General features: G+C 68.8%; 35 protein-coding genes. 29 read left to right on the plus strand and 6 right to left on the minus strand.

Annotated elements, in window-relative coordinates:
* The first annotated feature begins 1 nt into the window (after position 1).
* The 12 genes from AB0L64_RS23370 to AB0L64_RS23425 all read left to right on the plus strand — a co-directional run bounded on the left by AB0L64_RS23370 (position 2) and on the right by AB0L64_RS23425 (position 7,068).
* The gene (locus AB0L64_RS23370) at positions 2 to 187 is read left to right on the plus strand and encodes a type Z 30S ribosomal protein S14 (protein ID WP_012923674.1); all 186 of its coding nucleotides are present in this window, start codon (positions 2 to 4) and stop codon (positions 185 to 187) included.
* A gap of 94 nt (positions 188 to 281) precedes the next feature.
* Positions 282 to 689 (plus strand): 30S ribosomal protein S8, encoded by a 408-nt coding sequence (rpsH, locus tag AB0L64_RS23375; RefSeq protein ID WP_131286345.1) that lies wholly within the window; start codon positions 282 to 284, stop codon positions 687 to 689.
* 27 nt (positions 690 to 716) lie between these two features.
* Positions 717 to 1,259, plus strand: coding sequence for a 50S ribosomal protein L6 (rplF, locus tag AB0L64_RS23380; protein WP_134107191.1), 543 nt, complete (start codon positions 717 to 719; stop codon positions 1,257 to 1,259).
* Between the two features lie 2 nt (positions 1,260 to 1,261).
* A complete protein-coding gene (rplR, locus tag AB0L64_RS23385) occupies positions 1,262 to 1,645 on the plus strand; it encodes a 50S ribosomal protein L18 (RefSeq protein ID WP_133789404.1) in 384 nt (127 codons plus the stop codon).
* Positions 1,646 to 1,674: 29 nt separating this feature from the next.
* The gene (gene rpsE / locus AB0L64_RS23390) at positions 1,675 to 2,274 is read left to right on the plus strand and encodes a 30S ribosomal protein S5 (RefSeq protein ID WP_355699456.1); all 600 of its coding nucleotides are present in this window, start codon (positions 1,675 to 1,677) and stop codon (positions 2,272 to 2,274) included.
* The gene (gene rpmD / locus AB0L64_RS23395; RefSeq protein ID WP_355482575.1) at positions 2,274 to 2,456 is read left to right on the plus strand and encodes a 50S ribosomal protein L30; all 183 of its coding nucleotides are present in this window, start codon (positions 2,274 to 2,276) and stop codon (positions 2,454 to 2,456) included. Before rpsE ends, rpmD begins: the two co-directional genes overlap by 1 nt.
* Position 2,457: 1 nt before the next feature.
* Entirely contained in the window at positions 2,458 to 2,898 is a 441-nt protein-coding gene (rplO, locus tag AB0L64_RS23400) for a 50S ribosomal protein L15 (RefSeq protein ID WP_167205895.1), read from the plus strand.
* A 135-nt stretch (positions 2,899 to 3,033) separates the two neighbouring features.
* On the plus strand, positions 3,034 to 4,335 hold the full coding sequence (gene secY, locus AB0L64_RS23405) for a preprotein translocase subunit SecY (protein ID WP_359939397.1): 1,302 nt from the start codon (positions 3,034 to 3,036) through the stop codon (positions 4,333 to 4,335).
* The gene (locus AB0L64_RS23410) at positions 4,335 to 4,907 is read left to right on the plus strand and encodes an adenylate kinase (protein WP_355699458.1); all 573 of its coding nucleotides are present in this window, start codon (positions 4,335 to 4,337) and stop codon (positions 4,905 to 4,907) included. Before secY ends, AB0L64_RS23410 begins: the two co-directional genes overlap by 1 nt.
* Positions 4,908 to 4,917: 10 nt before the next feature.
* Positions 4,918 to 5,742 (plus strand): type I methionyl aminopeptidase, encoded by an 825-nt coding sequence (gene map / locus AB0L64_RS23415; RefSeq protein ID WP_363713505.1) that lies wholly within the window; start codon positions 4,918 to 4,920, stop codon positions 5,740 to 5,742.
* 64 nt (positions 5,743 to 5,806) lie between these two features.
* Entirely contained in the window at positions 5,807 to 6,253 is a 447-nt protein-coding gene (locus AB0L64_RS23420; protein ID WP_355699459.1) for a DUF1707 domain-containing protein, read from the plus strand.
* Positions 6,254 to 6,264: 11 nt separating this feature from the next.
* The gene (locus AB0L64_RS23425) at positions 6,265 to 7,068 is read left to right on the plus strand and encodes a hypothetical protein (RefSeq protein WP_363713135.1); all 804 of its coding nucleotides are present in this window, start codon (positions 6,265 to 6,267) and stop codon (positions 7,066 to 7,068) included.
* Here the strand turns inward: AB0L64_RS23425 and AB0L64_RS23430 are convergent.
* Complete coding sequence (locus tag AB0L64_RS23430; RefSeq protein WP_363713137.1) at positions 7,046 to 7,897, minus strand: NAD(P)-binding domain-containing protein; 852 nt, start codon at positions 7,895 to 7,897, stop codon at positions 7,046 to 7,048. The two genes, AB0L64_RS23425 and AB0L64_RS23430, sit on opposite strands and share 23 nt — an antisense overlap.
* Before the next feature lie 76 nt (positions 7,898 to 7,973).
* Here AB0L64_RS23430 and AB0L64_RS23435 point away from each other — a divergent pair, with 76 nt between their 5' ends.
* The 14 genes from AB0L64_RS23435 (at position 7,974) to AB0L64_RS23500 (ending at position 16,464) form a co-directional block, all read left to right on the plus strand.
* Positions 7,974 to 8,297, plus strand: a complete 324-nt coding sequence (locus tag AB0L64_RS23435) for a helix-turn-helix domain-containing protein (protein WP_363713139.1) — start codon at positions 7,974 to 7,976, stop codon at positions 8,295 to 8,297.
* 92 nt (positions 8,298 to 8,389) lie between these two features.
* Positions 8,390 to 8,611 carry a translation initiation factor IF-1 gene (infA, locus tag AB0L64_RS23440; protein WP_012923661.1) on the plus strand — a complete coding sequence of 74 codons (222 nt, stop codon included), beginning with the start codon at positions 8,390 to 8,392 and terminating at the stop codon, positions 8,609 to 8,611.
* Positions 8,612 to 8,644: 33 nt separating this feature from the next.
* Positions 8,645 to 8,758, plus strand: coding sequence for a 50S ribosomal protein L36 (gene rpmJ / locus AB0L64_RS23445; RefSeq protein WP_008361054.1), 114 nt, complete (start codon positions 8,645 to 8,647; stop codon positions 8,756 to 8,758).
* Positions 8,759 to 8,936: 178 nt separating this feature from the next.
* Positions 8,937 to 9,308, plus strand: coding sequence for a 30S ribosomal protein S13 (gene rpsM / locus AB0L64_RS23450; RefSeq protein ID WP_141854777.1), 372 nt, complete (start codon positions 8,937 to 8,939; stop codon positions 9,306 to 9,308).
* Positions 9,309 to 9,346: 38 nt separating this feature from the next.
* Entirely contained in the window at positions 9,347 to 9,754 is a 408-nt protein-coding gene (rpsK, locus tag AB0L64_RS23455; protein WP_131286332.1) for a 30S ribosomal protein S11, read from the plus strand.
* Positions 9,755 to 9,773: 19 nt separating this feature from the next.
* Positions 9,774 to 10,382, plus strand: coding sequence for a 30S ribosomal protein S4 (gene rpsD / locus AB0L64_RS23460; RefSeq protein WP_355699463.1), 609 nt, complete (start codon positions 9,774 to 9,776; stop codon positions 10,380 to 10,382).
* Positions 10,383 to 10,482: 100 nt separating this feature from the next.
* Entirely contained in the window at positions 10,483 to 11,508 is a 1,026-nt protein-coding gene (locus AB0L64_RS23465; RefSeq protein ID WP_130384620.1) for a DNA-directed RNA polymerase subunit alpha, read from the plus strand.
* A 67-nt stretch (positions 11,509 to 11,575) separates the two neighbouring features.
* Positions 11,576 to 12,124 carry a 50S ribosomal protein L17 gene (gene rplQ / locus AB0L64_RS23470; RefSeq protein WP_355699464.1) on the plus strand — a complete coding sequence of 183 codons (549 nt, stop codon included), beginning with the start codon at positions 11,576 to 11,578 and terminating at the stop codon, positions 12,122 to 12,124.
* A 71-nt stretch (positions 12,125 to 12,195) separates the two neighbouring features.
* The gene (gene truA, locus AB0L64_RS23475) at positions 12,196 to 13,008 is read left to right on the plus strand and encodes a tRNA pseudouridine(38-40) synthase TruA (RefSeq protein WP_359939376.1); all 813 of its coding nucleotides are present in this window, start codon (positions 12,196 to 12,198) and stop codon (positions 13,006 to 13,008) included.
* Complete coding sequence (locus AB0L64_RS23480; protein WP_363713143.1) at positions 13,001 to 13,600, plus strand: methyltransferase; 600 nt, start codon at positions 13,001 to 13,003, stop codon at positions 13,598 to 13,600. The genes truA and AB0L64_RS23480 overlap by 8 nt, the downstream gene beginning before the upstream one ends.
* Before the next feature lie 39 nt (positions 13,601 to 13,639).
* Entirely contained in the window at positions 13,640 to 13,927 is a 288-nt protein-coding gene (locus AB0L64_RS23485) for a hypothetical protein (protein ID WP_363713145.1), read from the plus strand.
* The gene (locus AB0L64_RS23490) at positions 13,924 to 15,111 is read left to right on the plus strand and encodes a zeta toxin family protein (protein WP_363713147.1); all 1,188 of its coding nucleotides are present in this window, start codon (positions 13,924 to 13,926) and stop codon (positions 15,109 to 15,111) included. The genes AB0L64_RS23485 and AB0L64_RS23490 overlap by 4 nt, the downstream gene beginning before the upstream one ends.
* 65 nt (positions 15,112 to 15,176) lie before the next feature.
* Positions 15,177 to 15,710: a SigE family RNA polymerase sigma factor gene (locus tag AB0L64_RS23495; protein WP_359939364.1), complete on the plus strand. Its 534-nt coding sequence runs from the start codon at positions 15,177 to 15,179 to the stop codon at positions 15,708 to 15,710.
* The gene (locus AB0L64_RS23500) at positions 15,703 to 16,464 is read left to right on the plus strand and encodes a hypothetical protein (protein ID WP_363713149.1); all 762 of its coding nucleotides are present in this window, start codon (positions 15,703 to 15,705) and stop codon (positions 16,462 to 16,464) included. The genes AB0L64_RS23495 and AB0L64_RS23500 overlap by 8 nt, the downstream gene beginning before the upstream one ends.
* 1 nt (position 16,465) lies before the next feature.
* Here the strand turns inward: AB0L64_RS23500 and AB0L64_RS23505 are convergent, their stop codons facing one another.
* Genes AB0L64_RS23505 through AB0L64_RS23515 form a run of 3 tightly spaced genes read right to left on the minus strand, consistent with a single transcriptional unit; the run spans position 16,466 to position 18,994 of the window.
* Complete coding sequence (locus AB0L64_RS23505; RefSeq protein ID WP_363713151.1) at positions 16,466 to 17,632, minus strand: hypothetical protein; 1,167 nt, start codon at positions 17,630 to 17,632, stop codon at positions 16,466 to 16,468.
* Positions 17,629 to 17,838: a hypothetical protein gene (locus AB0L64_RS23510; RefSeq protein WP_359939355.1), complete on the minus strand. Its 210-nt coding sequence runs from the start codon at positions 17,836 to 17,838 to the stop codon at positions 17,629 to 17,631. The genes AB0L64_RS23505 and AB0L64_RS23510 overlap by 4 nt, the downstream gene beginning before the upstream one ends.
* 55 nt (positions 17,839 to 17,893) lie before the next feature.
* Positions 17,894 to 18,994: a hypothetical protein gene (locus AB0L64_RS23515; protein WP_363713153.1), complete on the minus strand. Its 1,101-nt coding sequence runs from the start codon at positions 18,992 to 18,994 to the stop codon at positions 17,894 to 17,896.
* Between the two features lie 54 nt (positions 18,995 to 19,048).
* Here AB0L64_RS23515 and AB0L64_RS23520 point away from each other — a divergent pair, with 54 nt between their 5' ends.
* Both AB0L64_RS23520 and AB0L64_RS23525 read left to right on the plus strand, forming a co-directional pair.
* A complete protein-coding gene (locus AB0L64_RS23520) occupies positions 19,049 to 20,731 on the plus strand; it encodes an ATP-binding cassette domain-containing protein (protein ID WP_363713155.1) in 1,683 nt (560 codons plus the stop codon).
* Between the two features lie 16 nt (positions 20,732 to 20,747).
* Positions 20,748 to 22,508 carry a hypothetical protein gene (locus tag AB0L64_RS23525; protein WP_363713157.1) on the plus strand — a complete coding sequence of 587 codons (1,761 nt, stop codon included), beginning with the start codon at positions 20,748 to 20,750 and terminating at the stop codon, positions 22,506 to 22,508.
* Here the strand turns inward: AB0L64_RS23525 and AB0L64_RS23530 are convergent.
* Together AB0L64_RS23530 and AB0L64_RS23535 are read right to left on the minus strand one after the other, a co-directional pair.
* Positions 22,505 to 23,461 carry a hypothetical protein gene (locus AB0L64_RS23530; RefSeq protein WP_363713159.1) on the minus strand — a complete coding sequence of 319 codons (957 nt, stop codon included), beginning with the start codon at positions 23,459 to 23,461 and terminating at the stop codon, positions 22,505 to 22,507. The genes AB0L64_RS23525 and AB0L64_RS23530 overlap by 4 nt on opposite strands.
* 41 nt (positions 23,462 to 23,502) lie before the next feature.
* Positions 23,503 to 24,051 (minus strand): helix-turn-helix domain-containing protein, encoded by a 549-nt coding sequence (locus AB0L64_RS23535; RefSeq protein ID WP_363713160.1) that lies wholly within the window; start codon positions 24,049 to 24,051, stop codon positions 23,503 to 23,505.
* A gap of 120 nt (positions 24,052 to 24,171) precedes the next feature.
* Here AB0L64_RS23535 and AB0L64_RS23540 point away from each other — a divergent pair, with 120 nt between their 5' ends.
* Complete coding sequence (locus AB0L64_RS23540) at positions 24,172 to 24,627, plus strand: nuclear transport factor 2 family protein (RefSeq protein WP_363713162.1); 456 nt, start codon at positions 24,172 to 24,174, stop codon at positions 24,625 to 24,627.
* The last annotated feature ends 80 nt before the right edge of the window (positions 24,628 to 24,707 follow it).

Consider the following 24,707-nt stretch of genomic DNA (forward strand, 5'->3'; position numbering starts at 1 on the left):
CGTGGCGAAGACAGCACTCAAGGTCAAGCAGGCCCGGAAGCCGAAGTTCGCGGTGCGTGGCTACACGCGCTGCCAGCGCTGCGGCCGGCCGAAGGCGGTCTTCCGCAAGTTCGGCCTGTGCCGGATCTGCCTGCGGGAGATGGCGCACCGGGGCGAGCTGCCCGGCGTGACCAAGTCCAGCTGGTGACCGTCTCCACCCCAGAACTTCTCCCCATTCACCACCATCTAGTCACCGTAGGTCGCCGAACGGCGAAACCACGGCGGGAAAGAGGCCCCAGGCCATGACGATGACCGACCCGATCGCAGACATGCTGACGCGTCTGCGCAACGCCAACCAGGCGTACCACGAGTCGACCTCGATGCCGTACAGCAAGATCAAGCAGGGCATCGCCGACATCCTCCAGCAGGAGGGCTACATCTCCTCCTACAAGGTGGAGGAGCCCAAGGAGGGCACCGTCGGCAAGACCCTGATCGTCGACCTCAAGTTCGGCCCGAGCCGGGAGCGCTCCATCGCGGGTGTTCGGCGGATCAGCAAGCCGGGCCTGCGGGTCTACGCGAAGTCGACCAGCCTGCCCAAGGTCCTCGGTGGCCTGGGCGTCGCGATCATCTCGACGTCCCAGGGTCTGCTGACCGACCGTCAGGCCAAGAACAAGGGCGTTGGCGGGGAAGTCCTCGCCTACGTCTGGTGACGAAGAAACCGGAAGGAGGACCACTGAATGTCTCGCATCGGTAAGCTCCCGGTCACGGTCCCGTCCGGCGTCGACGTCACGATCGACGGCCAGACGGTCACTGTGAAGGGTCCGAAGGGTCAGCTGTCGCACGTCGTCGCTGAGCCCATCGCGGTCAACCGGGACGAGGACGGCGCCATCGCCGTGACCCGCCCCGACGACCAGCGCAAGAGCAAGGAACTGCACGGCCTCTCCCGCACCCTGATCGCCAACCTGGTGACCGGCGTGACGGACGGCTACGAGAAGAAGCTCGAGATCGTCGGCGTCGGGTACCGCGTCCTGTCCAAGGGACCGACCCAGCTGGAGTTCTCGCTCGGGTACAGCCACACGATCACGGTCGACGCCCCCGAGGGCATCACCTTCAACGTGGAGGCCCCGACCCGGTTCTCGGTCATCGGCATCGACAAGCAGTCGGTCGGTGAGGTCGCCGCCAACATCCGCAAGCTGCGCAAGCCCGAGCCGTACAAGGGCAAGGGTGTGCGGTACGCGGGCGAGCAGGTGCGCCGCAAGGTCGGAAAGGCTGGTAAGTAACCATGGCGATCGGACTGCGTCCGCACAAGCACTCCGCCAAGAAGACGTCCTCCCGGCTGCGTCGGCAGATCCGGGTCCGGAAGAAGATCAACGGCACGGCCGAGCGGCCGCGGCTGGTGGTCTCGAAGTCCTCGAAGCACCTGTTCGCGCAGGTCATCGACGACGTGGCCGGCAAGACGCTGGTTTCGGCTTCCACCATGGAGGCCGACCTGCGTGGCGCGGAGGCGAACAAGACCGACAAGGCCAAGACCGTCGGCGGCCTGATCGCCGACCGGGCCAAGGCAGCCGGCATCGACTCGGTCGTGTTCGACCGGGCCGGGAACAAGTACCACGGCCGCATCGCGGCCCTGGCCGACGCCGCCCGCGAGGGCGGGCTCGGCTTCTGACAGGCGATCAAGGAAGAAGGTAGTTCGACATGAGCGGAGGCCAGCAGCGTCGCGGAGGCGGCGCCGGTGGTGAGCGCCGTGGCCGCGACGGGGGTCGTGGTCAGCAGGCGGACAAGACCGCCTACATCGAGCGCGTGGTAGCCATCAACCGGGTCGCCAAGGTCGTGAAGGGTGGTCGTCGCTTCAGCTTCACCGCCCTCGTGGTCGTCGGCGACGGTGAAGGCACCGTCGGTGTGGGTTACGGAAAGGCCAAGGAGGTGCCCGCGGCGATCGCCAAGGGCGTCGAGGAGGCCAAGAAGGCGTTCTTCAAGGTGCCGCGGATCCAGGGCACCATCCCGCACCCGGTCCAGGGTGAGAAGGCTGCCGGCGTGGTGCTGCTGCGCCCGGCCGCGCCCGGTACCGGTGTGATCGCGGGTGGCTCGGCGCGCGCCGTCCTGGAGTGCGCCGGGATCCACGACATCCTCAGCAAGTCGCTGGGTTCCTCGAACTCGATCAACGTGGTGCACGCCACGGTCGAGGCGCTGCGGAACCTGGAGACCCCGGAGGCCGTGGCCGCGCGCCGTGGCCTGCCGGTCGAGGACGTCGCCCCGGCGGCCCTGCTGAAGGCGCGGGCGGAGGTGGCTTCCTGATGGCACGCCTGAAGGTGACCCAGATCCGTTCGGGCATCGGTGGTAAGCAGAACCAGCGCGACACGCTGCGCACCCTGGGGGTCAAGCGGATCGGCGACACCGCCGTCCACGAGGACCGCCCCGAGGTTCGCGGCATGGTCCGCACGGTTCGCCACCTCATCACCGTCGAGGAGGTCGACTGACATGGCGCTCAAGGTTCACCACCTGCGTCCGGCGCCCGGCGCCAAGACCGCCAAGACCCGTGTGGGTCGTGGTGAGGGCAGCAAGGGCAAGACCGCCGGCCGCGGTACCAAGGGCAGCAAGGCGCGTAACAACATCCCCGAGTACTTCGAGGGTGGCCAGATGCCGCTGCACATGCGGCTTCCGAAGCTGAAGGGCTTCAAGAGCAGGAACCGGGTGGAGTTCCAGGTCGTTAACCTGGACAAGCTCGGACAACTGTTCCCCGAAGGTGGCGAGGTCGGCGTGGCCGACCTGGTCGCCAAGGGCGCGGTCCGTCGTGGTCAGCCGGTCAAGGTGCTGGGTGACGGCGAACTGACCGTGGCACTGCAGGTCTCGGCGCACAAGTTCTCCAAGTCCGCCACGGACAAGATCCAGGCGGCCGGGGGAACCACGACCGAGGTGTGACACGAGGTCCAGGGCTCGTAACGATCGGTGCTTGATATCCTGCGCCGGTCGGACGAGCCCTGGTTCGTCTCTTGCCCAGAGGCTTAGCTAGGCCCCTGCCGTGCCCGCGGCCAGGGAAACTTGTGGGAGGACAGGGTGTTAGGCGCCTTTGCCAACGCGTTCAAGACTCCGGACCTGCGCCGGAAGATCTTGTTCGTGCTCTTCATCGTCGTGATCTTCCGGATCGGCTCGGTCGTTCCGGCGCCCGGTGTGAACGTCCAGTCGCTGCACACGTGTATCAAGATCTCGCAGGGCGGCCAGAACGCCAACCTGTACAACTTGATCAACCTGTTCTCCGGCGGCGCGCTGCTGCAGCTCGCGATCTTCGCGCTCGGCATCATGCCGTACATCACCGCCAGCATCATCCTGCAGCTGCTCACCGTGGTGATCCCGCGGCTGGAGTCGCTGAAGAAGGAAGGCCAGGCGGGTCAGGCCAAGATCACGCAGTACACCCGGTTCCTGACCGTCGGTCTGGCGATCCTGCAGTCGACCGCGTTCGTGGCGCTCGCCCGGACGCCGGGCCGGCTGTTCCAGGGCTGCAGCGAGCCGCTGCTGTACAAGGACGACTGGTTCACGATCACCGTCATCGTGCTGACCATGACCGCCGGTACCGGCGTGATCATGTGGCTCGGTGAGCTGATCACCGACCGTGGCGTCGGTAACGGTATGTCGATCCTGATCTTCACCCAGATCGTCGCGACCTTCCCGACCCAGCTGTGGAGCATCCGCAAGCAGAAGGGCATCACCACCTTCGTCGTGGTGATCGCGATCGGCCTCGTCATCATGGCGGCGGTCATCTTCATCGAGCAGGCCCAGCGCCGGATCCCGGTCCAGTACGCGAAGCGGATGGTCGGCCGGAAGATGTTCGGCGGCACGTCGACGTACATCCCGCTGAAGGTGAACCAGGCCGGTGTCATCCCGGTCATCTTCGCCTCCAGCCTGCTGTATCTCCCCGTTCTGGTCAGTCAGTTCCAGCAGGGCAAGAGCTGGTCCAACTGGATCCAGGGCAACTTGGTCAAGGGCGACCACCCGATCTACATGGCGACCTACGTCGCTCTGATCATCTTCTTCACGTACTTCTACGTCTCGATCACCTTCAACCCGAAGGAGGTCGCCGACAACATGAAGAAGTACGGCGGCTTCATCCCCGGGATCCGGGCGGGTCGGCCGACCGAGGAATACCTGAAGTACGTGTTGGACCGCATCACGCTGCCCGGCGCGATCTACCTCGCGGTGATCTCGATGATCCCGCTGGTCGCTCTCGTCCTGCTGAACGCGAGCCAGAACTTCCCGTTCGGCGGTACGTCGATCCTGATCATGGTCGGTGTCGGACTCGACACCGTGAAGCAGATCGAGAGTCAGCTGCAGCAGCGAAACTACGAAGGGTTCCTGCGCTGATGAGAATGTTGCTGATGGGTCCGCCCGGGGCGGGCAAGGGCACGCAGGCAAAGGTGCTTGCGGAACGCCTGAATATCCCGGCCGTGTCCACCGGCGACATCTTCCGTGCGAACGTGAAGGACGAGACGCCGCTGGGTGTCGAGGCGAAGCGTTACATGGACGCGGGCGACTACGTCCCGGACGAGGTCACCAACGCGATGGTGCGGGACCGGCTGTCCGAGGCCGACGCCGGCGACGGCTTCCTGCTCGACGGGTACCCGCGGACGCTGGCCCAGGTCGGCACGCTGGACGACATCCTCGCCGAGCACGGGCACAAGCTGGACGCGGTCGTGGCGCTGGTCGCCGACACCGATGTGCTGGTCGGCCGGATGCTCAAGCGCGCCCAGACCGAGGGCCGAACGGACGACTCCGAAGAGGTCATCCGGCACCGGCAGGACGTCTACACCGCCGAGACCAAGCCGCTGCTGCGGGTGTACGCCCAGCGCGGCCTGCTCGTCGAGGTGGACGGCGTGGGCGAGATCGACGAGGTCAGCGAGCGCGTGCTCGCGGCCCTCAAAACCGTCACCGAGTAAGTGATGTGCACTGATGTTTAGGGACCGCGGGATCGAGATCAAGACCCGTGAGCAGATCCTCGCCATGCGTAAGGCCGGCCTGGTGGTCGGCCGCACGCTGGAGCTGCTCCGCGGTGAGGTCCGGGCCGGCATCACCACCGGCGAGCTGGACGCGATCGCGGAGGACAACATCCGGTCCTCCGGCGCGACGCCGTCGTTCAAGGGGTACCACGGGTTCACCGGCTCGATCTGCGCGTCGGTGAACGACGAGATCGTGCACGGCATCCCGGGCGACCGGGTGCTCGCCGACGGCGACCTGATCTCGATCGACTGCGGCGCGATCGTGGACGGCTGGCACGGCGACGCCGCGATCACGGTGCCGGTCGGCGAGGTCGACGCCGAGCTGCTGGAGCTCGCGCGGATCTGCGGGGAGTCGATGTGGCGCGGTTTCGCCGCGGCCCGGCTCGGCGGCCGGCTGTCCGACATCTCGGCCGCGATCGAGGCCCACGTCCGGGCGAACTCGTCGTACGGGATCGTCGAGGACTTCGTCGGGCACGGTATCGGCTCGGCCATGCACCAGCCGCCGAACGTGCCGAACTTCGGCCGCGCCGGCCGCGGGCCGAAGCTGGTCGAGGGGATGGCGCTGGCCGTGGAGCCGATGCTCACGCTCGGCAAGCAGGAGAATCACACGCTCGAGGACGACTGGACCGTCGTCACCAACGACGGGCGGTCGGCCGCACACACAGAGCACACGTTCACTCTCACTCCGCAAGGCCCCTGGGTGCTGACCGCCATCGACGGCGGCGAGTCCGAGCTCGCCGAGCTCGGCGTGAAGTTCGGCGCCCTCGCCGACTGACGGACCACGGGGGTCCACCCGTCGGGGGACGCGGAGCGGACCGGAGCTGAGGCACACTTGAGACATGCCTCAGTACCAGCCGCACCAGCGTTTCACCGAAGCCGACCGGGACAAGATCGCCGGCCGGTTGCGGGACGCGTTCGCGGACGGCCGGCTGGACCAGCCCGAGTTCTCGTCGCGCCTCGACCAGCTCTACACCGTGCAGACGTACGGCGAGCTCGAGCCGCTGGTGCGTGACCTGCCGCCGGTGCGGACGTACCAGACGCCTGAGGTGGTCAAGGACTCCAAGCCCGCACCGGAGCCGGGCAGCTTCCCGGAGCGGAAGAAGGACAACCACCCGCAGCACCGCGGCGGGGCGATCGGCGGCTTCACCGGCGTCGTGCTGATCAACGTGGTGATCTGGTTCGTGATCGGGCTGGGCAACGGCGGCCACTGGCCGCACTTCTGGCCGGTCTGGCTGCTGATCCCGTGGGCGATCATCGCCCTCGGCGGCCTCGGCAGGCGCCGTTGACAGCGGCCCCGATGAGTCGCCGCCTGGCCGGTCCGCGTCTGCGGCCGGATCTGGCGTGGCAGGTGCATCAGGGGGCCGCGATCGTCTATGTGGTCTGGTTCGCCGTCGCCGTCCCGCTGGCGGTCGCCGGGCTGCTGCTGGAGCCCCGGTGGGTGGGGTGGATGGTGCTGGCCTGGTTCCTGGTGCTGCTCGGGTTCACGCTGGCGCTGCGGATCGCCGACGGCCGCCGCCGGCGGGAGTGGGCGGAGGCCGCCGGGCAGCTCGGCTGGCGCGTCAGCGCGTCCGCGGCGGAGCTGCTGGATCGTTGGCCGTTCCCACCGTTCGACGCGGACCCGGAGGCCGAGGTCGCCGACGTGACATCGGGCCGGCATCGCGGCCGGGAGTTCTGGACCGGGCGGTTCCGGCACAAGGTCGGGCGCCGTGAACTCGGCTTCGACTTCCTCGATCTACAGGTGGAGCGTCCGCTGCCGCCGCTGCAGGTGCTGCCCGCGGGGCTCGCGCCGGTCGCGGCGGCGAGCTTCCTGCCGTTGCCGTTGACGGTCGAGGGCCTGCCGGGGCAGTACCGCTTGTTCAACGGGCGTGAGGATCACGCGCTGGCCGTCCTGCATCCGCGGGCGGTCGAGGCGCTGGCCGAGGTACCGGCGTTCGGCTTCAGCTGCGAGGGCCGGCGGTTCGTCGCGATCCTCCCGGCGTACCGCGACGCGACCACCGCCCTCGCGCAGCTCGACGCGGCCTGCGACCTGCTGGACCTCATGCCGGAGCAGGTCTGGCGCGCGGGCGAACAGTGGGCGGCTACGCAGTCCTCAGCAGACTGACGAGCGCCGACAGATCAGCTTTGCCGTGGCCGGCTGCCACGGCCCGCTGCAGCAGTTCGCCCATCGGCGCGAGCAGCATCGGGTCGACGTCGTGTGCTTCTGAAGTGCTGATGAGGTTCTCGTAGGCAGCTGCCTGCATGGAGAGATTCGAACCGGCCGTCTCCGCAGGGCCGTTGTCGAGATCCTCGGCGATGCGGGGCAGGCTCGTGAGCATTGCCGTCAGCCATGGGCCCAGGAACTGGGTGGTGAACGGCTCCGCCGCGAGGCTCTGACCGGTGATGAGGGCCAGCGCATGCTGGGCGCCACCGAACATGCCGTACATGGCGCTCAGCAAGGCGATGTCGTACAGGGCGGCCAGCCCGGGGTCGGCGCCGACGTACGCCGGGCGTGCCGGCACAGACAGGTCGGTGCTGTGCTTCTCGAAAGCCTCCGGCTCGCCGCTGTAGAAGATGAATGCCGCTGGACCGCCGATCATCGCGGGCACAGCCATGATGCCGCCGTCGAGGTACTGCGCTCCCGCGCTCGTGAGCTGCTCTGCGGTGCCGCGGGCCTGGTCGGGTGTGCTGTTGGTGAGGTTGACGACCGTCTTGCCGGTGAGGTCGATGCCGTCGAGTGTGCTGCGGACGGTGTCGTCGACGAGCAGGCACACGACGACCAGCGGACTGGCCGCGATCGCCTCGGCCGCTGTGGTGGCGCGTACGACGTCGAGTTCGGGCGAGCGGCCGGGGGTGCGGTTCCAGACGGTGGTCGGGTGGCCGGCGGTCAGGAAGGCCCTGGCGAGGGCGGTTCCCATCGCGCCGAGCCCCAGGACGGTGACAGGTGTCTTCATGCGGTCCACCCTGGATCCCACGCTTTAGGATGGACAAGTACCCACTAAATAGTCAGGTACTGACGGAAGGGTAAGTATGCGCCCGTACACGTGTGGCCTGGACGCCGCGGCGGATGTGATCGGCGGGAAGTGGAAGCCGCGCATCCTTTGGGCGCTGCATCACGGCCCGCTGCGGTTCGGCGAGCTGCGCCGGGAGATCTCCGGCGTCACGGAGAAGATGCTGATCCAGCAACTGCGCGAGCTGGAGTCGCGGGGCATCGTGCACCGGGAGGTCTTCCACCAGGTGCCACCGAAGGTCGAATACTCACTCACTGAACTCGGAGTGTCACTCAACGTCGCGCTGATGCCCTTGGACGACTGGGGCGCCGAGCACATGGCGCAGCTGGAGAGTACCCGCTGAGGCCCCAATTGGGCTCAATGCCGCGCGTGGCGTACACTTTTTCCTTGGCTCTTTGTAGCCATAGCCAGTCACGTCTACAGAAGTGCGAGGACATGCCCAAAAAAGAGGGAGTAATCGAACTCGAGGGCACCATCGTCGAGGCCCTGCCGAACGCGATGTTCCGTGTTGAGCTGTCCAACGGGCACAAAGTGCTCGCGCACATCAGCGGCAAGATGAGGCAGCACTACATCCGGATCCTCCCCGAGGACCGGGTCGTCGTGGAGCTGTCGCCGTACGACCTCACCCGGGGTCGCATCGTCTATCGGTACAAGTAAGACCCACCAACACCTGTCGAAGAAAGTAGCTCGATGAAGGTCAATCCGAGCGTCAAGAAGATCTGCGACAAGTGCAAGGTGATCCGCCGGCACGGTCGGGTCATGGTGATCTGCGAGAACCCGCGGCACAAGCAGCGGCAGGGCTGACCAGCCCACGCAGGAACACGGCACTTTCGCACCACAGCGCGCATGCTCGTCCGGGATCCGTCCCGGGCGTCGCCCCCGGAACAGAGGCCGGGGCCTTGCCGGTGAACACACAACTCACCGAGGCGGGCAAGGACGCAGCGCGCCACCACACCTCTGCCGACGAAAGGAACACCGCCACATGGCACGCCTCGTAGGAGTCGACCTGCCGCGCGACAAGCGCATCGAGGTCGCCCTCACGTACATCTTCGGTGTGGGCCGCACGCGCGCCCAGGAAACGCTGAAGAACACCGGGGTCTCCCCGGACAAGCGCGTCCACGAGCTGGGCGACGACGAGCTGGTCAAGCTCCGGGACTGGATCGAAGGCAACTACAAGATCGAAGGTGACCTCCGTCGCGAGGTGACCGCGGACATCCGCCGCAAGATCGAGATCGGGTCGTACCAGGGTCGCCGGCACCGCAGCGGGCTTCCGGTGCGCGGTCAGCGCACGCGGACCAACGCCCGTAGCCGCAAGGGTCGCCGTAAGGCGATCGCCGGCAAGAAGAAGAAGTGACCCGGATGACTGTCGACCACCCCAGGAGCAACTGACCTATGCCTCCCAAGAGCCGCACCGCGGCCGGCGCGAAGAAGGTGCGCCGCAAGGAGAAGAAGAACGTGGCCGCCGGCCACGCGCACATCAAGAGCACGTTCAACAACACGATCGTGACGATCACCGACCCGACCGGCGCGGTCATCTCGTGGGCCTCCGCGGGCACCGTCGGCTTCAAGGGTTCGCGCAAGTCCACCCCGTTCGCCGCGCAGATGGCCGCCGAGGCCGCCGGGCGCCGCGCGATGGAGCACGGCATGCGCAAGATCGACGTGTTCGTGAAGGGTCCCGGCTCCGGCCGTGAGACCGCGATCCGTTCGCTGGGTGCGGTCGGCCTCGAGGTCGGCACCATCCAGGACGTCACCCCTGTTGCCCACAACGGCTGCCGCCCGCCCAAGCGGCGCCGGGTCTGACCCAGAGAGGAGCACGAAAATGGCCCGTTACACCGGACCCATGACCAAGAAGTCGCGCCGTCTCGGGGTCGACCTCGTCGGTGGCGACAAGGCGTTCGAGCGTCGTCCGTACCCGCCGGGTATGCACGGCCGCGGCCGCCCGAAGGAGAGCGAGTACCTGCTGCAGCTGCGCGAGAAGCAGAAGGCGCGCTACTCGTACGGCGTTCTCGAGAAGCAGTTCCGCCGGTACTACGAGGAGGCCTCGCGGCGCTCCGGCAAGACCGGTGACAACCTGCTGCAGATCCTGGAGTCCCGGCTGGACAACGTGGTGTACCGCGCCGGCCTGGCCCGGACCCGCCGGCAGGCGCGTCAGCTCGTCGTGCACGGTCACTTCACCGTGAACGGCATCAAGGTGAACATCCCGTCGTACCGCGTCTCGGCGCACGACATCATCGATGTCAAGCCGAAGTCGGTGGAGACGACGCCGTTCATCATTGCCCGGGAGACGCACTCCGAGCGCGTCGTCCCGGCCTGGCTCGAGGTGATGCCGGAGCGTCTGCGGATCCTCGTCCACCAGTTGCCGACCCGGCAGCAGATCGACACCCAGGTCGCCGAGCACCTGATCGTCGAGCTCTACTCGAAGAACTGACCCGGTTCCGGCCGGCGGCCTCCTGGCCGCCGGCCGGATCGGTGCGTTCTTCACTCGCGACCTCAAATAGTGGTCGTCGCGACACAGAAGGAACAAGAAGTTGCTTATCGCACAGCGCCCCACCCTGACCGAAGAGGTCGTCGACGAGTACCGCTCGCGGTTCGTGATCGAGCCGCTGGAGCCGGGCTTCGGCTACACCCTCGGCAACTCGATCCGCCGGACCTTGCTGTCCTCCATCCCGGGGGCGGCCGTCACCAGCATCAAGATCGACGGTGTCCTGCACGAGTTCTCCACCGTTGCCGGGGTCAAGGAAGACGCCACCCAGCTGATCCTGAACCTCAAGGACCTGGTCGTCTCCTCCGAGCACGACGAGCCGGTCACCATGTACCTGCGCAAGCAGGGCCCCGGTGACGTCACCGCCGCCGACATCGCGCCGCCGGCCGGTGTCGAGGTGCACAACCCGGACCTGAAGATCGCCACCCTGAACGAGAAGGGCCGGCTCGAGATGGAGCTGGTCGTCGAGCGGGGCCGCGGCTACGTGTCCGCCGTCCAGAACAAGTCCGCCGACGCGGAGATCGGCCGGATGCCGGTCGACTCGATCTACTCGCCGGTGCTCAAGGTCACCTACAAGGTCGAGGCCACCCGTGTCGAGCAGCGCACCGACTTCGACCGCCTGGTGGTCGACGTCGAGACCAAGCCGTCGATGCTGCCCCGCGACGCCGTCGCGTCGGCCGGTAAGACGCTGGTCGAGCTGTTCGGCCTGGCCCGCGAGCTGAACGTCGAGGCCGAGGGCATCGACATCGGCCCGTCGCCGGTCGACGAGCAGATGGCCGCCGACCTGGCGCTGCCCGTCGAGGACCTGCAGCTGACCGTCCGGTCGTACAACTGCCTCAAGCGCGAGGGCATCCACACCGTGGGTGAGCTGATCTCGCGCAGCGAGCAGGACCTGCTGGACATCCGGAACTTCGGCTCCAAGTCGATCGACGAGGTCAAGCTGAAGCTGGCCGAGATGGGCCTGTCGCTGAAGGACTCCCCGCCCGGGTTCGACCTCCGCGCCGCGTCCGGTGCCTACGGCAACGAGGCGGACGACGAGGACGAGAGCTTCGCCGAGACCGAGCAGTACTGAGCTGACCAAAGGCCCGTCGGGCCGTATCCCCACGGCTCGACGAGCCTGAGATTCCTGGAGTTATGAGATGCCTACCCCCACCAAGGGTGCCCGGCTGGGCGGCAGCCCGGCGCACGAGAAGCTGATCCTCAGCAACCTCGCGACGTCGCTGTTCGAGCACGGCGCCATCACCACCACCGCGGCCAAGGCCAAGCGCCTGCAGCCGCTGGCGGAGCAGATGATCACCAAGGCGAAGCGTGGTGACCTGAACTCGCGCCGCCAGGTGATGAAGCGGATCAAGGACAAGAGCGTCGTGCACGTGCTCTTCACCGAGATCGGCGAGCGGTACGCCGACCGTCCGGGTGGCTACACCCGGATCACCAAGCTCGGCCCGCGCAAGGGCGACAACGCCCCGATGGTGAAGATCGAGCTGGTCGAGGCCCTGGCCGACAGCCCGAAGGCCAAGAAGACCGCCGCGAAGAAGGCTCCGGCCAAGAAGGCGGCCGCTCCGAAGGCCGAGGAGAAGGCCGACGAGCCGCAGGACGAGGCCAAGGTCGAGGACGTCCAGGACGAGAAGGTCCAGGACGTCGTCGCCGAGGACACCACGACCGAGGACGCGAAGACGGACGACAAGTAAGTCATTCGCTGGTAGTCAGCGCAGAGCCCCTCGCCGCACGGTGAGGGGGCTCTGTTGCGTTAGATTGCCGTGTGCGCTGGCGGATCGACCTCAGGTATGACGGAGCAGCCTTCCACGGGTGGGCCCGTCAGGAAGGTCTCCGTACCGTGCAGGGCGAGCTCGAGGAAGCGGTCCGCGTCGTACTGCGGCTGCCGGAGCCGGTGACTGTGACCTGTGCCGGCCGGACGGACACCGGGGTGCACGCCCGCGGGCAGGTCACCCATGTGGACGTAGAAGGCGCTGTGGACCCGCTGAGGCTTCTCAGAGGGCTGAACGGCGTCCTGCCCGCCGATGTAGCTGTCACGGCCGTTACGGCGGCCCCAGAGGGCTTTGACGCCCGGTTCTCGGCTCTGGCGCGCCGCTACGTGTACCGGCTGTGCGACGACCCGGCCGGCTGGGACCCGCTCACCCGGGGACACGTGCTGCGGGTGGGCCGTCCGATGGATGTGGACCGTATGAACGCGGCCGCGACCGGTCTGCTCGGGGAACACGACTTCGCGGCGTTCTGCAAGAAGCGGGAGGGTGCCAGCACAGTGCGGGCTTTGCTGGAGTTCTCCTGGCAGCGGACGGGTGTCGGGCAGCTGGAGGGCACTGTGATCGCAGATGCGTTCTGTCACTCGATGGTGCGGGCTCTGGTGGGCTCGATGATCCCTGTGGGCGACGGACGCCGGGACGTTTCCTGGCCCGCAGCGGTGCTGGCCGGGAAGGTGCGGGACTCCGCCGTGTCCGTCCTGCCGGCGCACGGGCTGACACTGGAGGAAGTGCGCTACCCGGCAGACGACGAGCTGGCCGCGCGGGCTTTGCAGGCACGTCAGGTCAGGGGAGAGGTGCATCAGCGTGGGTGACCACTTCTTCTCGGCGGATCCGCAGTCGACGGACGTACGGCGTACCGTCGAGGCCCGGATCTGGGGACGGCCGTACGTCTTCACCACGGCGACCGGAGTGTTCTCCCGGGACCGCTTGGACATCGGTACGTCGGTGCTGCTGCGCTCGGTGGAACCGCCGACCGGGCCGGGGACCTTCCTCGACCTGGGGGCCGGCTACGGACCCATCGCCTGCGCGCTGGCGGTGGAGGCTCCGGAAGCGACGGTGTGGGCGGTCGATGTGAACAACCGCGCGCTGGAGCTCACCCAGGTGAACGCGGAGGCGGCCGGCGTCGCGGACCGCGTACGCGCGGCGCTGCCGGACGACGTACCCGACGACGTGCGATTCGACCAGATCTGGTCGAACCCGGCGATCCACATCGGCAAACCCGAACTCCACAAGATGCTGCTGCGCTGGCTGAGCCGTCTCGCGCCGGACGGGACCGCCTGGTTCGTGATCGGAAAGAATCTGGGCGGTGACTCGCTGCAGCGATGGCTGACCGACCAGGGATACCCGTCCGAGCGGGTCGGCAGCGCCAAGGGATTCCGGGTGCTGCGGACCCGCCGGGAATAACTTGCCGCAGGCATCTATGCCCGGGGTAGGGTCGCGCTGATGACGCAAACGCCGCACCCGGAGCCGGATCCGCGCTGGTCGTTCGACGACGAGCGCGCCTACGAGTCCGCGCGGAACCGGATCGGCGCGGTGATCGCGGCGTACAGCGCCCGGATCGGGGATGCCGAGGACGCCGGCGACGACGCCGAGGCGGATCGGCTGGCCGCGGCGTCCGCGGAGTACGAGGAGCTGCGGCGCCGGCTGTCCCCGGACGACGGGGGCGAGATCGCGCGGATCAACGCGGAGTTCCCGGAGTTGCTGGCCCGGGTTCGCGCCGGGCGGCAATGAGCCGGCTGTCGAAGGAGAAGCTGGGGGAGTTCTACCTGCGGCGGATCCGGCCGGGACTCGCCGGGCACGGCCGTGGGCGCCCGCCGTGGCGGCAGCCGACCGTGCTGTTCATCGCGGGGCAGCCCGGCGCGGGCAAGACCACGATGCAGGCGGCGGCGATCGACCGCCTCGGCATGAAGAACGCGTACGTCGTGGACCACGACGAGCTGCTCGAGAAGCACCCGAACTATGCGCGGGGGGCGCTGGAGGACGACTACAGTGCCTCCGGGGTGTACGGGCAGGACGCGAGCGCGTGGCGCGGCTGGGCGTTGCAGGACGTGCAGGCCCGGCGGATGGACGTCGTCGTACCGTTCCCGATCGCCGGACAGTACGACCTCGACCTGATGAGGCAGTTCCAGGACAAGGGGTATCGGGTCGAGGTCGCGCTCGCGGCGGTGCACGAGTCGCAGAGCCAGCTCGGGATCATGGAGCGGTTCCTCGACGGGCGGCAGGAAGCCGGGTACGGGCGCTGGATCGGTGCTGATCAGCACGATCAGATCTACCGGGACATGCTCGGCACGGCCGACGCGATCGAGATGCAGGGGCTCGCCGACGCCTTGCACGTGTACCGCCGGGGCGAGGCCGAGCCGGTGTTCACGAACGAGCGGAAGAAGGGCGTCTGGCAGCACCAGATCGGCTCGACCCGCTGGGCGATCGAGAGCGAGCGGAACCGCCCGTGGACGGACCGCGAGGTCAACCACTTCGTTCGCGGCTACAACAGGCTGGCCGCTCTGGCCCAGCGCCCGCTCAAGGACCACTTCAAGGCGATCCCCCTGATGGCGTCCAACGAAGGCCGGCGCCTCCTGGCCAAACTGCACCACACAGCCGCCCCCAAGCTGGCCGAACACCGACACCTGGCCACTCTGAAAGCGCAGGCCGACGCCGCGCGAGCCCAAGAGCAGCAGGCGCCTCCGCGGCCGGTGCAGGCTCCGCATGGGCAGTTCGTGGCGCAGCCGTGGCAACAGCAGCGGGGGCATGACTGGCAAGCGTTTGCGGTTCGGTTACAGGCAGAGCAGAGCCCCGCGTCTGGTATCTCTGTGCCTGGGACCGACGCACACCAGCAGGGTGAGCAGCGGCCTCAGCGGGGACAAGGCGCGGCTCGGGACGAACGAGGCGGCGGAGGCAGCGGTCAGCTGGCGCGCTGACCCGACCGTGCCGGTACTGCAACGAAGAGCGGCACACCGGCGTCCTGAGGGGTATGGAGGCAGTCTTGGCGGCAGCGGAGGTGCGGACGGAGCCGCTCGACTTCGAGGCATGGGTCACCGAGAAGGCCGATGCCCTGTTGCGGTTCGCCTACGTCCTCACCGGCGACGCGAATCTGGCCGAGGACGCCGTACAGGACGCTCTGACCACAGCCTGTGCGCGCTGGGGGCGGGTGAGCCGTGCCGACGACCCCGAGGCGTACGTGAAGCGCATGGTGGTGAACGCACACATCTCCTGGTGGCGGAGGTTCCGCCGGCGTGAGGCGCCGGTGGACGACCCGGTTCGCACCGCACGAGCCGTCGGGGACGGTACGGCGGCGCGCGCCGAGTCGGATGCCATCTGGGCCTTGTGCGCGACGCTCCCGGACAAGCAGCGGGCAGCCGTCGTACTGCGGTTCTACGAGGAGCTGTCGTACGCCGAGATCGCCCAGCTGCTGCACTGCGCGGAAGCGACCGCCCGCTCGCATGTGCACCGCGCACTGGCAGCACTGAAGACCACACTGAGCAGCGAACGAGGGACGGAAGGAGCCGAGAATGCCTGAGCACGATCCTGAGCGGGAGCTCGGCCCCAAGATCACCTCGGCGCTCCAGGGCCACGCGGACACGCAGGGGATGCAGACGACCGCTCTGGCGCGGGAGGCCCGTCGGCGCGTGCACCGGCGCCGCCAGGGGATGTCGGTGGTGGCCGCCGCGGTCCTGGTGGCGGCAGCAGTGGGCGGCGTCTGGAGCGTGATGGGCAGTGATTCGCCGGTCGCCACGAGCCACAGCGACTCGGCCGGCGAAGGCAAGGCTGTGGCCCCGGAGCGGACGTCGCAGGGCGTCCGGCCGAATGCGGCGGAGAACACCGCCTGTCCGGCGCAGCATCCGATCCAGCAGGTCGCCGGGCCGAGCGACGTTCCGACCGGGACCGGGCTCGACCTGAACACTCCGGTGACGGGTCTGACCGCGTGCCGCTACAGCACAGGGCAGGGCGGTCTGCTCGGACAGATGCAGTTCGACGGCGCGGTGGCGCAACAGGTCGTCGACGCGATCAAGGTGCTCCCGGAGCGGAATCCGGAGCTACCGGTCTTCAAGTGCGCGCCACAGGTTACTAAGCCGTCCGAGGCGATCGCACTGCGCTTCGCCACGGCAAGTGGCGTCAAGGAGATCTGGGTGGTGTACGACGGCTGCACGGACGCCGGCTTCTTCACCGGCACGCACACCTACGGTCTGTTCTCCGCACCGCTGAAGCTGTTCATGAAGGACTCGGTCCGCCCGTCCGGTGGTACCTACCTGAGCGCGCTGAAGGACTGGTAGCTCACTCGACGCCGCGGTCCGGCCTCTTGGCGGACTTGATGGACCGCACGTTGTCGGGGCGGTCGCCGCTCGCTGTCTGGGCGGCGGCGTGCCGGCTCGGTGCCGTGTGTGACCACAGGAACTGCTGCAGCCTGGCGATCTCCTGCTCGCGTTCGTTCGGGTAGAGCTGCTCCGGCAGCTGCTGGTAATAGGCCTGCTCGCGCCCCGCGACCGGACGCTGCGCCGGCCATCCGGCCTCAGCCCAGATCTGCCGGACCTCGTCCTCACGGTCCCGGAACGTCTCCAATGCCGAGTCCGGCAGTTCCGGCGGCTCCACGCCCGGGTGCTCGGCGTTCCAGGACTCGTAGTGGTCCTTGATGGTGTCGAGGTTCGTCTCGAACTCCAGCGCCGTCCACTCCGCCGAGCTGTCGCCCCATCTGTACTTCACACCCGGATCCGTGAGCCGGCTGTGCTCCGTCATCGCCAGTCCGCCGAGCCCGCGCCGCAGTGGCCCGGTCAGGTGCTCGCGCAGCTGGGCCCGGTGCGCGTCGGGGACCAGGTCGCCGACCTGGTGATCGATTGCCCGGTCGGCGATCACGGCGAACCGCTGCGTTCGCTCGGTGCTCTCGACCAGGTCGCGAAGCTGGTTCACGCCCAGGCCGGTGGCGCCTGCCAGCGGGTACATCAGCCGGCTGGTGGCCGCCGTGTACGCCGGGAACGCGGACATGTGGCCGTGCGGCAACGAGTGCTCGGTCAGATCCTCGGAGATCCGGCCGACGTACCGCTGGGTGAACTCGTCGGCCAGGCCGCGCTCGAGTGCGAGGTCCTCCCACGATCCGTTCGGCGTCGCGCCCGGCGCCGACTCGTCACCGAACTGCGACAGTGAGAGCCGCGCCTGGAAGACCGCCATCTCGGTCGCGCTCGAGGCCGCCCACCGCTCGTCGCGGGTCGGGGTCTGCGCCGCCGCGTAGACGGCCCGTGCCGGGTCGAGCACGTGCTTGCGACTGATCGTCATGCTGCCGTCGGTGTGGTAGATCCCGCTGATGTCACCGTCCTGCTCGTACAGCTTCCCGTTCCAGTGCGAGTCGCGGCCGGCGTACTCGGCGGCCTTGGCGACGACCGACGCGACCCACTCGTACTCCCAGGTGCCGGGCAGGATCTCCGGACCGCGCCGGAGGAGCTCGTTCACCGGCTGCCCTCCGCGAGGCCGGCGATCTGCTCCGCGAGCGAGCTGTTCATCAGCAGAAGGGCGGCCCGCTGGTCAGCCGCTGCCTGCGGGACCAACTGCCCGATCCGCTGCAGTGCCTGCTCCAACTGGGCGATCCGGTCCTGCCCCTGGGCCGCCGACATCGTCGCTTCGCCGTACAGCCGCTGCGCCTCGCGATACGCGTCCATCCGTACCTTTCCCTCACCTCAGGACGCCGTCGATCATTCCTCGTCAGAGGGTCGCCTAGCGGGCCTGCCCGCCGTTGGAGGGCGGCAGCCGCCAGACGGAGCGGGCCGCGGCTGCGGCACCCGACGCTGCTGCTCCTGCTGCCCCGCCGCCGGCCGCGGTTCCGCCACCCGCCAGGCCGGAGTGGGCGCCGGAGTCGAGGAACTGCCGCAGATGGGTGGTTTCCAGGTCGATGGACGGCCGGCCGTAGTACGCCTCGATGCGCTGGACCTGCGCCCGCTCCTGCGCCGACATCGGCATCCGCGGCGGATGGTCACCGTGCGCGCGGTAGTGCTGCTCGATCCCCGCCAACTGCTGTTCCACGGTACGCAAGGCACGCTCCGCGTGTTCGTGTCCCAGGTTGTCGAGCGCCCGCTGGTCGCCGGTCGGTGACTCGTGATCGGTCATCGCGGCGAGTTCGTCGAGCAGCGGGCGGGTGAGCGCCAGCCGGACCTGGGACCGGTGCTCCGGAGGCATCAGGCCGTCCAGGCGGGCGTCGATGAGCAGGTCCGCCATGGCGTTGTAGCGCTGCAGCCGCGGTGCGTCCTGGATCGCCGAGACGATCTCGTGGCGCGGCCGGCCGGTGAGTTCCTGCAGGCCGAGCACGACGCCCTCGACGCTGCCCCGATAGCCCGGGTACACCGAGCCGATCCGCGCCTGGGTGCTCCCGGGGATCGCCCGATCCATGCCGGTGCCCTCCATGACCGCCGTCGTGAGGCGCTTCGCCTTCAGCTCCGCGAAGCCTTCGCTGAGCGCCATGTCCGCGGGACCGAGTTCCCGAATCGCATCGGGCGCGGCCGGATCGCCGAGCTCGGCCTGGTGATGGTCGGTCTCGTGGATGACGACGGCCGTGGCGAGCCGGATCAGCTGGTGATCGTGGTAGCTCAGCTCTTCCGGGGCGTCGTACCCGCGCAGCACCGGGTCGAGAACGTGCTCCCGGCTGACTGTCATCGGTCCGTTCGGGGTCGCCGCGGCGAACACTCCGCTGGTCTCCTCGAACAGCCGCCGGTCCCACCGCGACGGCCTGCCGGTACGACGCTCGGTCGCGGCGACGACGCTCGCGACCCACGCGTACTCGCGGGTGCCGGGCAGGATCTCCGGGCCGGGGACGGACAGCACGGGCGTCACGATAACCGCTCGCGTGGGGCTTGCCGGTCCCGTCAGACTGGGGGAATGGGTCACGTGGATGTCGCCGGGATCGGGTACGAGCTGCCGGACGGGCGGGTGTTGCTGGACGACGTCACGTTCCGGGTCGGTGACGGTGCGAAGGTGGCGCTGGTCGGTGCCAACGGCTCCGGGAAGACCACGCTGACCAGGATCATCGCCGGTGACCTGAAACCGCACAGCGGCAGCATCTCCCGGTCCGGCGGGCTGGGCGTGATGCGCCAGTTCGTCGGCTCGGTGCGCGACGAGTCGACCGTGCGGGACCTGCTCCTCGGCGTCGCGCCGGAGGCGATCCAGCAGGCTGCGGCCAAGCTGGACAAGGCCGAGCTGGCGATGATGGAGGCCGACGACGAGAAGACCCAGCTGCGGTACGCGCAGGCGGTCGCGGACTGGGGCGAGGTCGGTGGGTACGACGCCGAGGTCCTCTGGGACGTCTGTACGACGGCCGCGCTCGGCGTGCCGTTCGACCGCTGTCGCTGGCGTGCGGTGAAGACGCTGTCCGGCGGTGAGCAGAAGCGGCTGGTGCTGGAGGCGTTGCTGCGCGGTCCGGACGAGGTGCTGATGCTGGACGAGCCGGACAACTACCTCGACGTACCGGGGAAGCGGTGGCTGGAGGAGCAGCTGCGTGGCTCCGACAAGACCGTGCTGTACATCAGCCACGACCGGGAGCTGCTGGCCAACACCGCCACCCGGATCGTCACCGTGGAGCTCGGCGCCGCGGGTAACACCGCGTGGACGCACGGCGGCGGGTTCGCGACGTACCACGAGGCCCGGCGGCACCGGTTCGAGCGTTTCGAGGAGCTGCGCAAGCGCTGGGACGAGGAGCACGCGAAGCTCCGCGCACAGATGCTGATGTACAAGCAGAAGGCCGCGTACAACTCCGACATGGCGTCGCGCTACCGCGCCGCACAGACCCGGCTGCGTAAGTTCGAGGAGGCCGGCCCGCCGCAGGCCCTGCCACGTGAGCAGAAGGTCAGCATGCGTCTGACCGGCGGCCGCACCGGCAAGCGGGCCGTGGTGTGCACACAGCTCGAGCTGACCGGGCTGATGAAGCCCTTCGACCTGGAGGTCTGGTACGGCGAACGCGTCGCGGTCCTGGGGTCGAACGGCTCCGGCAAGTCCCACTTCCTGCGGCTGCTCGCGAACGGCGGTTCGGATCCGGACGTGGAGCACCAGCCCGTCGGCGACATCCAGATCGCGTCCGTGGCGCACACTGGCAAGGCCAAGCTCGGTGCACGGGTGCGGCCCGGCTGGTTCGCGCAGACGCACGAGCATCCGGAGCTGGTCGGCCGGACGCTGCTGGAGATCCTGCACCGGGGTGACGACCACCGGGACGGCATGGGACGTGAGCTGGCCTCGCGCAAGCTGGACCGGTACGAGCTGGCGCATGCGGCCGAGCAGACCTTCGACAGCCTGTCCGGCGGTCAGCAGGCCCGTTTCCAGATCCTGCTGCTGGAGCTGTCCGGTGCGACTCTGCTGCTGCTCGACGAGCCCACCGACAACCTGGACGTCGAGTCGGCCGAGGCGCTGGAGGAGGGGCTGGACTCCTTCGACGGCACGGTCCTCGCAGTGACCCACGACCGCTGGTTCGCCCGTGGCTTCGATCGTTACCTGGTGTTCGGCGCCGACGGCTCGGTCTACGAGCCCGACGAGCCGGTCTGGGACGAGGGTCGCGTGGAACGGGCACGCTGACCCTTACAGTTCTCGCGTGACAGGCGCTCTCGCAGCCCGGTGGGCCCGCACCGTCGTCCCGAGCTGGACCTACCGGTGGCTGTTACCGGCGGTCTGGCTCGGGGCGATCCTGGCGTCGGTGATCGGCGACACCAGCAACTGCTCGGTCGAGCACCCGACGGTCTGCGGACCGGACCGGACGTTCTCACTGGCGATGATTGCCTGCCTCGCGTCGCTCGCCCTGCTGTGGTGGCAGCCGATCGTCGCAGCGCTGGCCGGCCTGGTGTTCATGGCGCTCGACCTCCGGTACGACGATGTGGCCTCTGCGCGCGTCGCGTGGACCGTCTACGGGGCCTTGTGTGCCGTACTGCTGGTCTGGGTCTTCACGAGCCGCCTTCGCCAACGGTCACTGGCCGGGCGGATGCATCCGGAGCGGGTCCAGATACCTGAGGCCGCAAGGATCGGTGTGACCAGCAGACTGCTCGTGGCGGTCGCCCTGGCTCTGGTGGGTGCTGCCGCGTTCGGCGTGATGAGCTGGCAGGACCAGCGCGAGGAAATCCATCTCCGACGTGCCGTCGAGCAGACTGCTGTTGCGAAGAGCCTGAACGACGAAGGGGAACTCGCTCTCCAGTTGCCCGACGGCAGCAGCCGCACGGTGTCCGTGGCGGGCGACTACGACACCGGCGAGCAGATCCCGATCCTCGTCGACCCTGCCGACCGCGACTGGCTCCGGCTGCGAGCTGAGCTGGCCGACTACACCTTCTGGTACACGGTGGCCGGTGGTGCGTGGTTGCTGTCCCTCCTGTTCGCGCTGCGCGACCTCCGGCTCCGCCGAGCGCGTCCACAGAGATCCTGGAGCGGGCCGGCCACGCCGGTCCGGATCGATCCGCACGTTTCCGGTGCCTTCACGGTCCGGTCCGCCGACGGTACGGTCCTGCTGGGCTTCCTCGAGGCCGGCCTGGACGACGAGGAAGGCGATCTGCGGCTGCTCGAGGCCTTCAGCGCGCTCGACGACGAAGAGCAGGGCGACGCGCCGGCCAAGCTCAAGCGCGAGTGGGCGCAGACGCTGAAGCGGTACCGCGGTGACGCGCTGCTGGTCGGAGACCTTGCCGAGGGCAGTTGGCCGACGCTGGTCTTCGGCGGCCAAACGCTCAGGCCGGTCAGCCCGTTCCGGGCGCCCAGAAAGCTGCCCTGGCACGACGAGACCGCCAGCAGCCTGCCGACGGACTTCGAGCCGGCCGAGGACCTGCCCACCGCGCCGCCTGTCGAGCCGGCGCGGGATGTGCCGACCCTGCCCTGGGAGGTCCCGCTGCAGGCCAGGTCCTGGTGGAGTCTGCCGGCGCTCATCGCCGTACTGCTCGTGGGGCCGCTTGCCGTCGGGGCTTTCGCGAACTGGGGTGACTGGTACGCCGCGTTCATGGCGACCCTGGTCGGCGCGCAGTTGGCGCATTCGCTCGGCTCTCGGGCACTGTTCCGGGTGACTGCAACAGCGACCGACCTGTGGATCCGCACCGGGTGGACCGACCGGCGCCTGTCCTGGCGGACCGTGGAGTCGGTCGAGGTCGAGGACGAGGCCCTCAGCCTGGAAGCGGGGGACGACTGGCACGTCGTCGGCGGCATCGCGGACAAGGACCTGCCCCAGGTCGCCGCGGTGTTCGAGACGCTCCGGCTGCGCTCCCACACCGGCCTGCCGGAGGAGCCCGTCACCAGTCGACCGTCGCCGGTGCTGCTCATCAACGCGGTCTACGTCGCGGTCTGCGGACTCATCCTCGCTCTGACCCGCTGGAACCCGTTCTAGGGCGCCACGCACCAGCCGTCGCGGTACGCCGCCCAGTGCTGGTCGGTGGCCGCGAAGTCGACGTACAGGGCGAGGCCGAAGTTCTGGTGAGGTGTGTCGCCCAGGCCGAGGCGTGCGCCGCGGACCGCCGCGCTGACTGTCTCCGCATTGCCCCAGTGCGCGGCGTTGTTCTCCCAGTACGCCGGGAGGCCCATGAGAAGGTCTGTGCCGGGTGGAGTGACCTCCAGCGCCAACTTGGTCTGCTTGGCGACATAGCCGCCGTACAGGGACTCCAGAGGCAGTGCGGTGTCGTAAGACATGACAGCGATCTGGTTGACGCGTTCGGCGACCTGACGGAAGTAGTCCTGCGACCACCACTTGTCGACCGGGATCGCATGCAGGTACCAGAGCGGGTCGATCTGCGCCGCCGCGACCGACAGCGTCGTACCGAGCGCGCGCGTCTCGTCCAGTACGGCGAGGTACCCCGCGGAGCCGGACCGTACCGGCTCGAAGTCGTAGTGGATGCCCTGGAAACCCTGCTGCAGAACGGCGGACGCCGACTCCACGACCCGCCGGCGGACGGCCGCGTCGTCGAGGTTCATGCCCGGGTCCTTGCCCGGTTGGACGACGTCGCCGAGCCAGGCCTGGACGCGGACGCCGGGGGCCGCGGCACGGACCGCGTCGACGAACCAGCGCGCCTTCGGCGAGACCTTTGCCAACGGCAACGAGCCGTCGTGCTCCAGTGGACCCGTGTGCACGTACAGGTCGCGGATGCCGGTGCCCTGCAGGCGCTGCGCCAGCGCGGTCACGTCGGCGGCGGTCTTCCGGCCGTCGACCCAGGCATGGCCGAGCCACAACGCATCCTGGTTGCGGGTCCGGCCGGACGGCTCGCCGGAGTAGTGCATGCGCAGCGAGACGGCGTACGTTCCGAGCGGTACGACGATCAGCAGAACGGCCGCGACCGTCGCCGACACCAGGACTCGACGCAGACGGGACCAGGACCGCCGGCGGCGCCTCACGAACGCGGCCGCAGGCCGTCGTACACGATGGCGAGCATGCGGTCGCGGGTCTCCGGGTCGAGCTTGGCCGCGGTCGCGCCGCGGGACGCTCCGATGAGCAGCGCATAGACCTCGGGCAGCTCGGCATCCGCGCGCACCGCGCCGGCCTTCTGCGCCGCGGTCAGCAACCCGCTGAATGCCGCTCGCATCCCGCGCCCGGCCTCCTGGGTCTCTTCGCCGGCGGCCGCGCCCGCAGCGGTCAGTGCTTCGCCGATCGCCAGCTTCGACGCGGACTCTGCCACGACCTGGGTGAAGAACTCGAAGAACGCCGTCCCCGGGTCGTCGCTGCCGGTCAGCTCCAGTGCGCGGTCCCGGATCCGCTCCAGGCGCAGCGTCAGGACCGCCTCGAGCAGTTCGGTCTTGGTCGCGAAGTGCCGGAAGACGGTGGCGATCCCGACCCCGGCCAGCTTGGCCACGTCGTCGGTCGACGCGCCCGGCGACCGCCCGAAGACGTCGTCCGCGGCCGTCATGATCCTGGCCCGGTTGTCCCGTGCGTCTGCTCGCACCCCAGCTCCCCTCCGTCGCCCTCAGCCTAGAAGACGCGGCGAACCGCGGCCGGGTTGTAAACGAAGTCGTGACTCCATATATTCGAAGTCATCACTCCGTTTAACCCCGTGAGGTATCCGATGACTCCTGAACAGGTCTTCCTGAAGCTGGTGCACGGCGTCGCCGACCGCGACTTCGCCGTGCTGCCGGAGCTGTACGCCGAGCAGACCGACGTGCGACACCCGATGAACCCGTACGGCGACCACCCGCTGCTCAGCCGGGACGCGCTCCGCGAGCACTTCGGCGGCGTCGGCCCGCGGGTCACCGAGGTGGTGCGTTTCCAGCCCGACGACATCCGCGTCCACGAGACGACGGACCCCGAGGTGATCGTGGCGGAGTTCGAGTACGCCGGCACGATCCTGGCCACCGGCGCGCCGTTCCGCGTGCCGGCGATCTTCGTCCTGCGGGTCCGCGACGGCCTGATCGTGGAGTCCCGCGACTACATCGACCACCTCGCGATGATCCGCGCCCGCGGCCAGGTCGGCGATCTCGTCGCGCACCTGACGGAACCGGCAAGCACCCCGGCCGCGTCGTAGTCGGCAGAGGCGCCGAACGGCCCCGGACCGAGGCATCAAGCCCGCCCGGGGCCGTTTCCAACCCGCAGGTGACGACGCCG

Source organism: Kribbella sp. NPDC051936, assembly GCF_040680955.1.
Taxonomy (GTDB): Bacteria; Actinomycetota; Actinomycetes; order Propionibacteriales; family Kribbellaceae; genus Kribbella.

What these genes read in the sequence shown, in the direction of transcription:
- AB0L64_RS23435 (WP_363713139.1), top strand. Translation starts at nt 7,974, where the DNA reads ATGCGCCCGTACACGTGTGGCCTGGACGCCGCGGCGGATGTGATCGGC.
- AB0L64_RS23520 (WP_363713155.1), top strand. Translation starts at nt 19,049, where the DNA reads ATGGGTCACGTGGATGTCGCCGGGATCGGGTACGAGCTGCCGGACGGG.
- rpmJ (WP_008361054.1), top strand. Translation starts at nt 8,645, where the DNA reads ATGAAGGTCAATCCGAGCGTCAAGAAGATCTGCGACAAGTGCAAGGTG.
- rplF (WP_134107191.1), top strand. Translation starts at nt 717, where the DNA reads ATGTCTCGCATCGGTAAGCTCCCGGTCACGGTCCCGTCCGGCGTCGAC.
- rplQ (WP_355699464.1), top strand. Translation starts at nt 11,576, where the DNA reads ATGCCTACCCCCACCAAGGGTGCCCGGCTGGGCGGCAGCCCGGCGCAC.
- AB0L64_RS23430 (WP_363713137.1), bottom strand. Translation starts at nt 7,897, where the DNA reads ATGAAGACACCTGTCACCGTCCTGGGGCTCGGCGCGATGGGAACCGCC.
- rpsH (WP_131286345.1), top strand. Translation starts at nt 282, where the DNA reads ATGACGATGACCGACCCGATCGCAGACATGCTGACGCGTCTGCGCAAC.
- rpsM (WP_141854777.1), top strand. Translation starts at nt 8,937, where the DNA reads ATGGCACGCCTCGTAGGAGTCGACCTGCCGCGCGACAAGCGCATCGAG.
- rpsK (WP_131286332.1), top strand. Translation starts at nt 9,347, where the DNA reads ATGCCTCCCAAGAGCCGCACCGCGGCCGGCGCGAAGAAGGTGCGCCGC.
- rplO (WP_167205895.1), top strand. Translation starts at nt 2,458, where the DNA reads ATGGCGCTCAAGGTTCACCACCTGCGTCCGGCGCCCGGCGCCAAGACC.
- rplR (WP_133789404.1), top strand. Translation starts at nt 1,262, where the DNA reads ATGGCGATCGGACTGCGTCCGCACAAGCACTCCGCCAAGAAGACGTCC.
- AB0L64_RS23410 (WP_355699458.1), top strand. Translation starts at nt 4,335, where the DNA reads ATGAGAATGTTGCTGATGGGTCCGCCCGGGGCGGGCAAGGGCACGCAG.
- AB0L64_RS23490 (WP_363713147.1), top strand. Translation starts at nt 13,924, where the DNA reads ATGAGCCGGCTGTCGAAGGAGAAGCTGGGGGAGTTCTACCTGCGGCGG.
- AB0L64_RS23425 (WP_363713135.1), top strand. Translation starts at nt 6,265, where the DNA reads ATGAGTCGCCGCCTGGCCGGTCCGCGTCTGCGGCCGGATCTGGCGTGG.
- AB0L64_RS23510 (WP_359939355.1), bottom strand. Translation starts at nt 17,838, where the DNA reads ATGGACGCGTATCGCGAGGCGCAGCGGCTGTACGGCGAAGCGACGATG.
- AB0L64_RS23540 (WP_363713162.1), top strand. Translation starts at nt 24,172, where the DNA reads ATGACTCCTGAACAGGTCTTCCTGAAGCTGGTGCACGGCGTCGCCGAC.
- rpmD (WP_355482575.1), top strand. Translation starts at nt 2,274, where the DNA reads ATGGCACGCCTGAAGGTGACCCAGATCCGTTCGGGCATCGGTGGTAAG.
- rpsE (WP_355699456.1), top strand. Translation starts at nt 1,675, where the DNA reads ATGAGCGGAGGCCAGCAGCGTCGCGGAGGCGGCGCCGGTGGTGAGCGC.
- AB0L64_RS23485 (WP_363713145.1), top strand. Translation starts at nt 13,640, where the DNA reads ATGACGCAAACGCCGCACCCGGAGCCGGATCCGCGCTGGTCGTTCGAC.
- AB0L64_RS23500 (WP_363713149.1), top strand. Translation starts at nt 15,703, where the DNA reads ATGCCTGAGCACGATCCTGAGCGGGAGCTCGGCCCCAAGATCACCTCG.
- AB0L64_RS23420 (WP_355699459.1), top strand. Translation starts at nt 5,807, where the DNA reads ATGCCTCAGTACCAGCCGCACCAGCGTTTCACCGAAGCCGACCGGGAC.
- rpsD (WP_355699463.1), top strand. Translation starts at nt 9,774, where the DNA reads ATGGCCCGTTACACCGGACCCATGACCAAGAAGTCGCGCCGTCTCGGG.
- infA (WP_012923661.1), top strand. Translation starts at nt 8,390, where the DNA reads ATGCCCAAAAAAGAGGGAGTAATCGAACTCGAGGGCACCATCGTCGAG.